This is a genomic window from Candidatus Pantoea formicae (genome assembly GCF_011752625.1).
Taxonomy (GTDB): domain Bacteria; phylum Pseudomonadota; class Gammaproteobacteria; order Enterobacterales; family Enterobacteriaceae; genus Pantoea; species Pantoea formicae.
This window is the reverse complement of sequence record NZ_VWXD01000001.1, coordinates 32,636-41,953: the sequence shown is the minus strand read 5'-3', so window position 1 is coordinate 41,953 and position 9,318 is coordinate 32,636. Positions and strand designations below refer to the sequence as shown.

Below are 9,318 nucleotides of genomic sequence, written 5' to 3'. Positions count from 1 at the left end.
CAAACAGCGTAGGTTATTCCATACGGATTTATCATAGGGGGCAGATCACACGGCATGCGCAAGCAAATCATGGACTAGCATTTCAACATGCCATTTTCTGCCGTCGTGCGTGATAGCAGGTGAAAGATAGATATGTGTGTTAAGAATTTCCCACCGCACCTGCCTGCACGATGTACCCCCTATCGCGTCAGGGTCCCTTTGGTTTTCAGACCATATCATGATAAGCCTTATTTCGTACAAACAGCTTTCACGGAGTTAAAACGTGGACAGAATTAATATCAGCGCTCTCGACGACCTCATTGCCATCTACTTCGGTCAAGACGATGACCTCTTTGACGACAGTGAGGATATCGAGCCCAAAATAGATGCTTTTATCGCTGGGTCGCATAAGGGCTTACAGCATGCTGTCATTGACGACATTGATTTGTTCCTGAAGGAGTGCGATGAACTAGAGTCTGATTTCAGAAAGCATTATCGAGATACGTTTGTCCCTGAAAACTGGGGAACTACGCCGGGTGCGTTTCTGGATAGGGTCAAAGCCCGAATTCAGCTTGCTTTGCAGGGGCACGCAAGGAATCCTGAGTGCTGAACTTGCAGCCTCACCCAAGATATTCCGTTTTAATATCCGCTTTATCCTTTCCACCAGCACAGCCAGCCCCTGAAAGCTGGGAATGGGCTTCAACAATTTGCTATTGACGCTCTGAGGCCGTTAAAACCGCAACTCCCCGCATCAATGCAGGGAAGTCGATCACGACAGCGTTAGTTTCAGGATTGCCCCAAAACTAACGCAGCTGGCTGTCTTTACTGCCACGGCGGTTGTACCCGCTGTGGCTGGCTTCTTGCTTATCCAACGCACTTTGGCACTTCACGCAACAACGCACGCCAGGCAATGCATTGCGACGCGCTTGAGGTATGGGCTCCCCGCACTCGTCGCAAAACCCGGCACTTTCGCCATGATTGAGGTGACTTCTGGCTCGTGCAATCGCATCATCCACGGTGGCATCAATTTGCTTTTGCACTGCACCATCTTCAGACCAGCCGCCTGCCATAAGTCCCCCTGATAACCCTACACTGACTGAAGTATAGTTCAGTAGCTATCGGGCACCATCATGCTCTCCGGGACCGGGTGGCGCGCATAATTCGCGTGATGGATGCGTGAAGGCAGTGAAATTTGTTCGCCTTCAGTTGCTTCATACGGCACCTGTTGTAGCAGATGGGTGATGCAGTTGAGACGAGCTTTCTTCTTGTCCACGCCTTGTACCACCCACCAGCGGGCTTCCTCAATGTTAGTGCGCTCCAGCATCACTTCTTTGGCGGCGGTGTAATCTTCCCAGCGACGGCGGCTCTCCAGATCCATCGGGCTCAGCTTCCACTGTTTCAAGGGATCGTGAATACGGCTCAGGAAGCGCATCTCCTGCTCTTCATCGGTAATCGAGATCCAGTATTTGACGATCTGAATACCGCTGCGCACCAGCATGCGTTCAAATTCAGGGGCGCTGTGGAAGAACTCTTCGTACTCCGCGTCATTGCAAAAGCCCATCACTTTTTCCACACCAGCACGGTTGTACCAGCTGCGGTCAAACAGCACGATTTCACCGGCTGAGGGCAAGTGCGAAACATAGCGCTGAAAGTACCACTGCGTGCGTTCACGATCGTTGGGCGCAGGCAGCGCGGCGACGCGGCAGTAGCGCGGATTCAGTCGCTGCATGATGCGCTTAATCACGCCACCCTTGCCTGCGGCATCGCGTCCCTCAAAGATCACCACCAGACGATGACCGGTACGAATCACCCAGTTTTGCAGCTTGACCAGTTCACCTTGTAAATGCAGCAACTCGGTTAGGTAACGGTGGCGCCATGCCATCTCTTGCGGATCATTATTGGCAGCCAGACCTAACTCGCCCAGTTCCAGTTCTAGCGACTCGTCATAGCTGTCATAGAATTCCTGTAAAAAACGCGCATCAAACATTTCGTTATTATTGATTTCGTGTGCACAACATCTCTTCTAAGTGCACTGAATTTAAATGAATTTCCTCATGTCAGAATTGCCTTGGGGCATCAGTGGGGCATTTCCTCCCAATTTCTGGTTTAACATCTCTACCTGGTTGACGCTGTTGCCTGGCATCCAGGCACCATAAACGGTATAAACCATCTGTGCACTTGAGTGTCCCATTTGCGAAGCGATGAACGACGGGTTCGCTCCGGCGGTGAGTAACCAGCATGCAAATGTGTGCCGGGACTGATAGGCCTTTCGATGCTTCAATCCGGCTTTCTTCATTATTGAATCCCACATAGCGCTGAGGGAGCCAACGGCATAATGTTGTCCGCCATTATTGCCAATTTCACTGAGCTTTGGTGAGAAGACAAAGGTGCAGGGGTGAGTGGTTGTCCGGCCATACTCCCGCAACTTTATCTCCTTAAGGTATTGCCTTCCTACCCTGGTAAGTTCGGCCTGATTTCTTAGGGCTTCAATAGCTGGGTCGACAAGATAAATAACCCTGTCTGTTCCAGCATCTGTCTTTGGCAGAGTGAAGTCTCCCAGAGAGGTCAGATTTCTTCTTACTGTCAGCGTTCCCGCCTTCAGGTCAATATCCTCCCATGCCAGGCTTACCAGCTCACCGTGCCGAACCCCAGTGTAGAAGGCAACGGTCCATAAATTAGCTGCCTGTCTGCTTCTGCAAGCGGAGATAAATCGACCAAACTCTTCCTTACTGAGTGGCTCCGGCTCTGCTTTCGACTTCTTGAGTGCTGCAATGGAACTAAACGGGTTTGATGCCGTGTATCCATTGTCTGCTGCGAACTGAAACATGCCGCTCAGAATTGCCATGTAGTAATTAACGGTTGGAACCTTTCTTCCTGACGATGTTTCTGGCTGACGCGATCCGGGGCAATGCTGACCAGTCAAAATCTCCTTTCTCAAGAAGAGGGCATCCTCCTTTGAAACCGAAGAGACATTCCTTGTCGCGCCAAGCTTGGGGACCATGTTTATCACTACTGAGGAATATCTCCTGAGTGTGTTGGCGCTGATCTCCAGTCTTTTCAGATCTAACCATTTTGCAGCAAGTTCACCGACGCTGATTTGCTTCTGGTTGAGCCCGAAACGCTTCAGGTTTATCGAGTCCGGAAACTGAGCGGCATAATTGAAGTTGCCCATCTTGATGGCGAAGCAAACAGATGAGCGCAACTCTCCGGCTACCTTTCTGTTCTTTGCCGTATCCGGTACACCGAGATTTTCCCTTAACCTCTGACCTCTGTAATTGAACCAAATGCGGAGTGACCCGCCGTGTTTTTCAACGCCCGTTGGGTAGTTTGTATTACTCATTTATCCCTCCCGGCGTCCAGGAGCAGCGCCAGCATAACTATTTCCCTTTCGTTGGTCACGATGCTGGATGCTTTTGTCCGGCAATCCAGGCGTCAATCGCCTTGCGGTTATACATGCACTCGCTGTTATGGCGTGGCTCGTTCTCTGGCGAGATATGCTTGTATTCACGCCCCATTAGCCAGGCTTTTTTTCTGGCGCGCTCTATTGTTCCCGGCTTCAGCCCAGTTAATGCAATGAGCAATTTTTCTGTCACCCATTTATTGGGCACAATTTGGATCACGTTTTCCATTGGCTCTCCGGATGTTGGTATATGACAACAAATAGGGTAATCGGGTGGGATGTGGCTATATGGCAACATTACTTAGGTTCAGGCCATAGCCAGGCGATGATGATTAAGGCAATCAGGGCAACCCATTGAAGCAGGTCGCCAAGCGTTATGGGTTCGTCGCAGGTGGTGGTCATGATGTGAATAGGCCATTGAGCACATACTTAATCTGCTCGGTAGTCATATGCAGGTCCCTTGCAATGGACTTCACTGAATCCTCGTAGTCACCCTGATGGAAAAAATAATTCCCCATCCATTCGCTCAACTGAGAAAAAAAAGCGGGTACTCGTCGGTGTCAGATCTACCCGTGGCTTCTTCGAACGCCTGGTTGCATAAGGCGCACTGTTTAAAGTCAGATGGGTCACCACTCCAGATTCCTGATGAGTAGACATACTTTTCACCGACGACAATCTGCCGCCGGCACTCACAGCACTTATGCACTTTCCGCGCAGTGCGTGTTACCTGCCGAAAAGCTGAAGGTGCGTCAGACATAACAACTCCTCACGCAGAGCGCGATAAAGGTTAATTGGGTAGGGGGGTTAGGCCGTGTGGTGCACACAACCCAAACTACGGGCTCCGGTGATTATGTTCGCCGCCATCGTTACGCGCCGCGTTGTCACTTCGACCTGATAGTGCTTATTGCGATAAGAAATTGAATAGAGGATTGGGTGATTCTTGTTGCCCTCGCCATACCTGGCTTTATGCGCTTCCAGTGCGCGATGTGCGACGACGAGATGGGCAGGCTCTTTGTCGCCTCTAATTACTTGTTTCAGCGACATGGTTTAATGCCTTTTCACACTGCAGCGCCACGCGGTTGATATGTTGCTCCATAGCTTGCAATGTCTGCACATCTGACAGTTGCACATCCAGATGAATCAGGCCGGTAATCGCCTGGCTGAGTTTTGGGTAATAGCCGACGAGTGACAGGTATTCACTGCCAGCGTTCTTGCCTTCCTTGACTGTCTTCTTCTCCTGAACGATGTACTGATACTGGTCAGCGGTCAGGACGTATTTGTCGCCGATGTCGATTTGCATAGGTTTCTCCAGAATTTGGGCATAAAAAAACCTGCTAAGGCAGGTTTTAGTATTTTTGACTAATCAATTGACAATGATGGAGGGGAGTTCATTAACCATTTCATTGCGTCCTCTAGATGGAAGCATAAACTCAAAATCCCTATTAATGAAATAAAGACAGCTAATGCTAATATGAATTTTTTAGCTTGCACATAGGATAATTCACCCTTCTTTACAACCTTCCACTCTGTACTTAATATGCAGGATGTATTGTGATAAATTTCATTGGATAGTTTTAGTGACTCATCAATATCCTTTGTTATCAGAATCTTATCGAGAAGCTTTTCAACTTCTGTTTCATATTTGCTTCTTCTGGTAGGATCTGAATTCAAGCGCAGCTTTACTCTTCCAATGTACCTCTCAATCTCACCTACAGATTGACTTTCAATCTCCATAACCTGGCGAGACCTTTCTATGAAATTTTTTATTTGAATTTCACTGGTTAGAGTGCCTTGCTTAATAACAAGAATATTTGAATAATGTTTTTCATTAATTACCCATTTCTTATATGCCTCAATTAAGTATGATACCTCTTCACGAAATTCAATTATCCAAGCCTGCCTAAATTCAGAGACTTTGTTTTCTTTGGTTATTATCATCCCTATAAAAGCAATAAACCCTGCAATCATAGCGGCGATTATTGGTCCCCATGGCGTCATTTTTCCTCCTTCTGATAAACAGGATCACTGCCGCGTGGAAACTGCAACGCGACATTCCTGTAATGCTGCAGGCGCTCTTTGAAGTATTCGCGCAACGATTCCGGCTGCTGCATCTCCACTTCCATAGCGATAACTGGCAGGTTCATGCGCTCTTTAAACGCAACGCCTGACGCGGCTAAATCCACGTTTATCTTGTCGCGCTCTTCTCTGCTGCGTGCTGCTAAGTTATGTGACATGGGCCGACAATTAATTTTGTGGTAGGGCTGGAATGTCAGCTTGGCGAATTACTTCCCTAATCCGTGGATGGTTAACAGGATCAAATTGTCTTATTAGCACACCGTAGGGTCCATTATCATCAAGGTGATAAAGTTCAGATATGTAATTAGAACCATTAATTTCAACAATTTGCCTTTGATGGTAAATCATTTCTGACTGATGAATCTCGTATCGGTCCGGATAAATAATGAGATATCTATACATTTTAACCTCCGCTGTTAGTCACAATGTTTTACCGCTAAAGCTGTTATCTCTCAAGTGGTGCTATCGGTGGGCTTACGGTGACTGGTGATGGCTTCCTCAATCGTGGGATGACGCTCGAACATTCTGCCTTCACGCTGACGCCTGAAGAGAACAATCTTGATCATACCGGGACCCGATGGGCAAATTTCGAACCGGATGCAGCGGTCGTGAGCCAATATAACGGCTTTGGTAAGTTGGTCGAAATCGTATGTTGCTGCGTAAAAATGTCGGGTATTCAACTCTATGCCACGCGAATGTGGCTTAACCACGCCGCATAGATGATTGCCGCCGCCCATGACATCACAAAGCATCTGGAAGCAATAGAACTGGTCTTCTGTCATCCAGTCTGAACGGTAAAACTCATGCTCAGTCATCGCTGCCACCTTTATCTGCATCGGCGCGGAGTTGGTTTAACGCGACAATGCAGTCACCAAAACTCTGAGCTCCGGATTCAGTAAGTGCTGTGATTGCCTCATCTACAAAATCAGCACGCATAGTATCTAGCTTTTTCTGCAATTCAGAAATCTTGTCATTGAGCATTTGCTCTTGGCCCATCACGACCATTAAGTGGCTGTCATAGTCCACCCATGAACCATCGGCGGCCTCTTCCATGTTGCTTAATCCATATCCGCCTTCGTCGTAACGCTTAATTCCTGCCATTTACCTTCCCCTTATTCGCCAACCGGCCACAGGCCAGCCTTGATTAATCTGGCGCGGCGCTGTGCCGCCTCTGTGTTTATGCGCTGGCTGTCATTGGTAGCCATGCCGAAAGCGCGCCACGAAACGACGATCGCCTTCGGGTTCTTGTGAGTGATGCGCTTTGTGCTGACCAGCGTGTAAGTGAAGTCGGTGCATCCATCTACCGGCACCGGGTCAGTAGCGGTAATCACCGCCGTTTCACCACGCAGGCAGCCGCGCATGATGCTGTTGAATTGACCGAGCGTCATATGAAAAAGGGCGCTTAATTCTCGCCCTGTCATCGGTCCCTTGCTTAACTGCCAAACGGCTCGCTCCTTGAAGCCGCTATTGGGCGCAGCGTTGCGCCGGTACTGTGCAAGTTTGCGCATGGCTACGCTCCCGCTTCATCCAGCTCCGCTTTGCGGATCAAATAAACATCAGTGGCTTTCTCGAGGTGTCCGGCGTTGTCAGCCAGCACCTTTGCCGCATATTTGTAGAAGCGGTCGAGACTCGAAACTGAATCAGCATTGGCTGAAGCTTCGGTAAAATCGGCCAGCAGCTGATCCGGCGTGCGCGGTGCATCATTAGTGCTCGTCGCCGGGTTAATTTCGCGCTCAGGCTGCTGTGTTTCTGGCTTGTTGTTGATCAGGTTGTTCAGGTCGGCACGGCTGCGCGCCGGGGTGACATCGCGCTCTGCGCGCTGCTGAGGCTCAAATTCGTCTGGCGTGTACACACCAAGAATCACATCAGGGCAGTACAGGCGCGCCCAGTATTTGACGGCCAGATAAGCCAGCTGCTGCTTTGGTGCCGTTTTCCAGAGTGGGGAGTTACGCGTGGTGACGTACTCCATGAACAATGGTTCGCCCCATGTGATTTCCGTTTCACCTCGCAGCACCGCGCCGACACGCACAAACAGGCCGCGCTCATTGGATGCGTTCGCTGCACCTGGCTTAAACTTCTCCCAGTCGCCGCCGTATTCGTATTTGAAACGGCCCTGAACGGCGGTTGAGCTGGTGATCACCGCGTTAACCAGCTGAGCTTCATAACCCAGCGTTCCGTTGACCAGATGCGTTTTCTGCGCCACTGCGTAAGGGTTCATTCCCCACTGCGCCGCCTGCAGGGCGATCGCCAGACAGTCAGCAGGCTTCCCGGCCAGATGCCCCGGCACCGTTGCGCGGCCTTCGGCCATCACATTGGCAAACGCCTGTAACTTCTGCAGGCCGCTCGGGCTAAAGATGGCTGCCTTAGTATCAGCCTCATTGACTGGTGACTGCGTCAGTTCGTTGCTCATGCGTAATCCTTTCTCTTAGCCCACTCAGGGCGCGTGATTTCTTCAATGCCGCCCCAGTTACCGGACTGCATGCATTCGTGGTAGGCGGTCAGGTCACGGCGGAACAGGCCATAACCTACAGCTACGTCATCCTCACCGAGCTGGAACACCCGCACCGGGTACCGGCCGCAGTCAATCGACTCGCTGACGGCGATAAAAACGAACATGGGATATTCGCCGAAATGTTTGCTGTAGCCTTCGCGGTAGTAGGCGTCCTGAACGTGATAGCGAAACTCTTCAACGTGGCGGGCAAAGCGGCTCATGTCGGCCACTTTCTTCACGTCGACGATCACCGGCTGGCCGGTCAGGAATTTATCCGGGCGGATACGGCATAGCTCTCCGGTTTGTTCATCATTCCAGTAAATTGACGCTTCCTGATGGCCTTCCGCTTCGAGTAGCCAGCGGGCGGCGGGGTGGGCGAGGGCGCTGGCGCGCATCAGTTTCAGTTTACGCCCCTCTTCGGCGTCCATGACAGTCATGCCCAATCCTGAGCAGTCCTTGAGAAAAGCCTTTTCGTTCGCCTTTCCCTCATTGGTACGGCGGTTGAACTCTGGCGCCACGATGAATCTCTTGTCGAACTCTGCCGGTTCCAGCAGCAGGCAGTGAAGCGCGGTTCCCATATCGAGCGCCGATTTCTTCTCTTCATCTTCAGGCGCCTCCTTGCGCCACTGGAAAATGGCCGGGTTGATCGCAATGTCATCCAGCTGTGATTTACTGATGCCGGCGCCGTGGTGATACGCCTCATTGCTAATGTCGAAATAAATGCCAGGCTCCATCACGCCACCTCATCGTAACTGTGTTTGTGTTTCCAGATTTCAATCGCCCGCTCGCGCTTCGCGGCGGTGATCATCATGTCGCGCATGAATGCGTCAGCGGCTATCTCCAACTCATCATCCATGTCGAACATGCCCATGGCTTCGTGATCGAAATGGCGAAGCAGGTAAGCGCAGGCTGGAGCAACGATCGGGCTCATGTGCCGCTGACCCAGAATGCTGTCAACGCGGGCTGCGATGATCTGCAGCTCGTCATCAGGCAGGCTGTCTGCAATGGCCTGAACCTCTTTGCCGTCCTTGTCGTGCAGGCGGAATTTCATTTGCGTTCTCCCATGATCAGGCGCTGCAAAAATGCGTTGATGAACGTAAAGCCATTGGAGCGTTTAAGCAGATCAGCGCGCTGTCGATCCCACTTTTCCTGTTGCTTCTGGTATTGCTCGGCTTTCTGCTGCTCTGTCATGGGTTGCCATCCTGAGTGATGACCTCAACCAAACGCTCCCACAGCTGCTGTAAGCGGCTTTTAGGTTGCCAGTGCATAACGTCCGCACCGGATAATTTGAAAGAAAACTGGTTGGTTACAGGCGTGTTCATTGGGGAGCTACCCATGTGGGCAGCCCCAGCAGTTGCAAATTGCATGGGTA

Annotated in this window: 17 protein-coding genes; 1 reads left to right on the top strand and 16 read right to left on the bottom strand. The window is 50.7% G+C overall.

Annotation, left to right across the window (positions count from 1 at the left end; all coding sequences use genetic code 11):
* Nucleotides 1-262: 262 nt before the first annotated feature.
* Nucleotides 263-589 carry a contact-dependent growth inhibition system immunity protein gene (locus tag F3J38_RS00340; protein ID WP_167133990.1) on the top strand — a complete coding sequence of 109 codons (327 nt, stop codon included), beginning with the start codon at nucleotides 263-265 and terminating at the stop codon, nucleotides 587-589.
* Between the two features lie 193 nt (nucleotides 590-782).
* On the opposite strand, the gene F3J38_RS00335 is transcribed toward F3J38_RS00340, so the two are convergent.
* From F3J38_RS00335 to F3J38_RS00260, 16 genes are all read right to left on the bottom strand, one after another.
* On the bottom strand, nucleotides 783-1,049 hold the full coding sequence (locus F3J38_RS00335; protein ID WP_167133987.1) for a DksA/TraR family C4-type zinc finger protein: 267 nt from the start codon (nucleotides 1,047-1,049) through the stop codon (nucleotides 783-785).
* A 38-nt stretch (nucleotides 1,050-1,087) separates the two neighbouring features.
* Complete coding sequence (ppk2, locus tag F3J38_RS00330; RefSeq protein ID WP_167133986.1) at nucleotides 1,088-1,966, bottom strand: polyphosphate kinase 2; 879 nt, start codon at nucleotides 1,964-1,966, stop codon at nucleotides 1,088-1,090.
* A gap of 51 nt (nucleotides 1,967-2,017) precedes the next feature.
* Complete coding sequence (locus F3J38_RS00325) at nucleotides 2,018-3,319, bottom strand: tyrosine-type recombinase/integrase (protein WP_167133983.1); 1,302 nt, start codon at nucleotides 3,317-3,319, stop codon at nucleotides 2,018-2,020.
* 55 nt (nucleotides 3,320-3,374) lie between these two features.
* Nucleotides 3,375-3,608 (bottom strand): excisionase family protein, encoded by a 234-nt coding sequence (locus tag F3J38_RS00320; RefSeq protein WP_167133980.1) that lies wholly within the window; start codon nucleotides 3,606-3,608, stop codon nucleotides 3,375-3,377.
* Nucleotides 3,609-4,183: 575 nt separating this feature from the next.
* Nucleotides 4,184-4,417 carry a DUF4060 family protein gene (locus F3J38_RS00315; RefSeq protein WP_167135515.1) on the bottom strand — a complete coding sequence of 78 codons (234 nt, stop codon included), beginning with the start codon at nucleotides 4,415-4,417 and terminating at the stop codon, nucleotides 4,184-4,186.
* Entirely contained in the window at nucleotides 4,401-4,679 is a 279-nt protein-coding gene (locus F3J38_RS00310; RefSeq protein ID WP_167133977.1) for a DUF5405 family protein, read from the bottom strand. Before F3J38_RS00310 ends, F3J38_RS00315 begins: the two co-directional genes overlap by 17 nt.
* Nucleotides 4,680-4,738: 59 nt before the next feature.
* Entirely contained in the window at nucleotides 4,739-5,377 is a 639-nt protein-coding gene (locus F3J38_RS00305; protein WP_167133976.1) for a hypothetical protein, read from the bottom strand.
* Nucleotides 5,374-5,613 carry a DNA polymerase III subunit theta gene (locus tag F3J38_RS00300; RefSeq protein WP_167133973.1) on the bottom strand — a complete coding sequence of 80 codons (240 nt, stop codon included), beginning with the start codon at nucleotides 5,611-5,613 and terminating at the stop codon, nucleotides 5,374-5,376. Before F3J38_RS00300 ends, F3J38_RS00305 begins: the two co-directional genes overlap by 4 nt.
* A 294-nt stretch (nucleotides 5,614-5,907) precedes the next feature.
* Entirely contained in the window at nucleotides 5,908-6,270 is a 363-nt protein-coding gene (locus tag F3J38_RS00295; RefSeq protein WP_167133971.1) for a hypothetical protein, read from the bottom strand.
* Nucleotides 6,263-6,556, bottom strand: coding sequence for a hypothetical protein (locus F3J38_RS00290; RefSeq protein WP_167133968.1), 294 nt, complete (start codon nucleotides 6,554-6,556; stop codon nucleotides 6,263-6,265). Before F3J38_RS00290 ends, F3J38_RS00295 begins: the two co-directional genes overlap by 8 nt.
* A gap of 11 nt (nucleotides 6,557-6,567) precedes the next feature.
* On the bottom strand, nucleotides 6,568-6,963 hold the full coding sequence (locus F3J38_RS00285) for a hypothetical protein (protein ID WP_167133965.1): 396 nt from the start codon (nucleotides 6,961-6,963) through the stop codon (nucleotides 6,568-6,570).
* Between the two features lie 2 nt (nucleotides 6,964-6,965).
* Nucleotides 6,966-7,865 carry a RecT family recombinase gene (locus F3J38_RS00280; protein ID WP_167133962.1) on the bottom strand — a complete coding sequence of 300 codons (900 nt, stop codon included), beginning with the start codon at nucleotides 7,863-7,865 and terminating at the stop codon, nucleotides 6,966-6,968.
* On the bottom strand, nucleotides 7,862-8,680 hold the full coding sequence (locus F3J38_RS00275; protein ID WP_167133959.1) for a PD-(D/E)XK nuclease-like domain-containing protein: 819 nt from the start codon (nucleotides 8,678-8,680) through the stop codon (nucleotides 7,862-7,864). Before F3J38_RS00275 ends, F3J38_RS00280 begins: the two co-directional genes overlap by 4 nt.
* Nucleotides 8,680-8,997, bottom strand: a complete 318-nt coding sequence (locus F3J38_RS00270) for a hypothetical protein (protein ID WP_167133956.1) — start codon at nucleotides 8,995-8,997, stop codon at nucleotides 8,680-8,682. Before F3J38_RS00270 ends, F3J38_RS00275 begins: the two co-directional genes overlap by 1 nt.
* Entirely contained in the window at nucleotides 8,994-9,137 is a 144-nt protein-coding gene (locus F3J38_RS00265; RefSeq protein WP_167133953.1) for a hypothetical protein, read from the bottom strand. The genes F3J38_RS00270 and F3J38_RS00265 overlap by 4 nt, the downstream gene beginning before the upstream one ends.
* Nucleotides 9,134-9,313, bottom strand: coding sequence for a hypothetical protein (locus F3J38_RS00260; protein ID WP_167133950.1), 180 nt, complete (start codon nucleotides 9,311-9,313; stop codon nucleotides 9,134-9,136). Before F3J38_RS00260 ends, F3J38_RS00265 begins: the two co-directional genes overlap by 4 nt.
* Between the last annotated feature and the right edge of the window lie 5 nt (nucleotides 9,314-9,318).

Bases quoted from the DNA above. Each gene is read 5' to 3' on its own strand.
- F3J38_RS00275 (WP_167133959.1), bottom strand. From the start codon at position 8,680: ATGGAGCCTGGCATTTATTTCGACATTAGCAATGAGGCGTATCACCAC.
- F3J38_RS00300 (WP_167133973.1), bottom strand. From the start codon at position 5,613: ATGTCACATAACTTAGCAGCACGCAGCAGAGAAGAGCGCGACAAGATA.
- F3J38_RS00295 (WP_167133971.1), bottom strand. From the start codon at position 6,270: ATGACTGAGCATGAGTTTTACCGTTCAGACTGGATGACAGAAGACCAG.
- F3J38_RS00335 (WP_167133987.1), bottom strand. From the start codon at position 1,049: ATGGCAGGCGGCTGGTCTGAAGATGGTGCAGTGCAAAAGCAAATTGAT.
- F3J38_RS00265 (WP_167133953.1), bottom strand. From the start codon at position 9,137: ATGACAGAGCAGCAGAAAGCCGAGCAATACCAGAAGCAACAGGAAAAG.
- F3J38_RS00310 (WP_167133977.1), bottom strand. From the start codon at position 4,679: ATGCAAATCGACATCGGCGACAAATACGTCCTGACCGCTGACCAGTAT.
- ppk2 (WP_167133986.1), bottom strand. From the start codon at position 1,966: ATGTTTGATGCGCGTTTTTTACAGGAATTCTATGACAGCTATGACGAG.
- F3J38_RS00280 (WP_167133962.1), bottom strand. From the start codon at position 7,865: ATGAGCAACGAACTGACGCAGTCACCAGTCAATGAGGCTGATACTAAG.
- F3J38_RS00325 (WP_167133983.1), bottom strand. From the start codon at position 3,319: ATGAGTAATACAAACTACCCAACGGGCGTTGAAAAACACGGCGGGTCA.
- F3J38_RS00260 (WP_167133950.1), bottom strand. From the start codon at position 9,313: ATGCAATTTGCAACTGCTGGGGCTGCCCACATGGGTAGCTCCCCAATG.
- F3J38_RS00270 (WP_167133956.1), bottom strand. From the start codon at position 8,997: ATGAAATTCCGCCTGCACGACAAGGACGGCAAAGAGGTTCAGGCCATT.
- F3J38_RS00285 (WP_167133965.1), bottom strand. From the start codon at position 6,963: ATGCGCAAACTTGCACAGTACCGGCGCAACGCTGCGCCCAATAGCGGC.
- F3J38_RS00290 (WP_167133968.1), bottom strand. From the start codon at position 6,556: ATGGCAGGAATTAAGCGTTACGACGAAGGCGGATATGGATTAAGCAAC.
- F3J38_RS00320 (WP_167133980.1), bottom strand. From the start codon at position 3,608: ATGGAAAACGTGATCCAAATTGTGCCCAATAAATGGGTGACAGAAAAA.
- F3J38_RS00305 (WP_167133976.1), bottom strand. From the start codon at position 5,377: ATGACGCCATGGGGACCAATAATCGCCGCTATGATTGCAGGGTTTATT.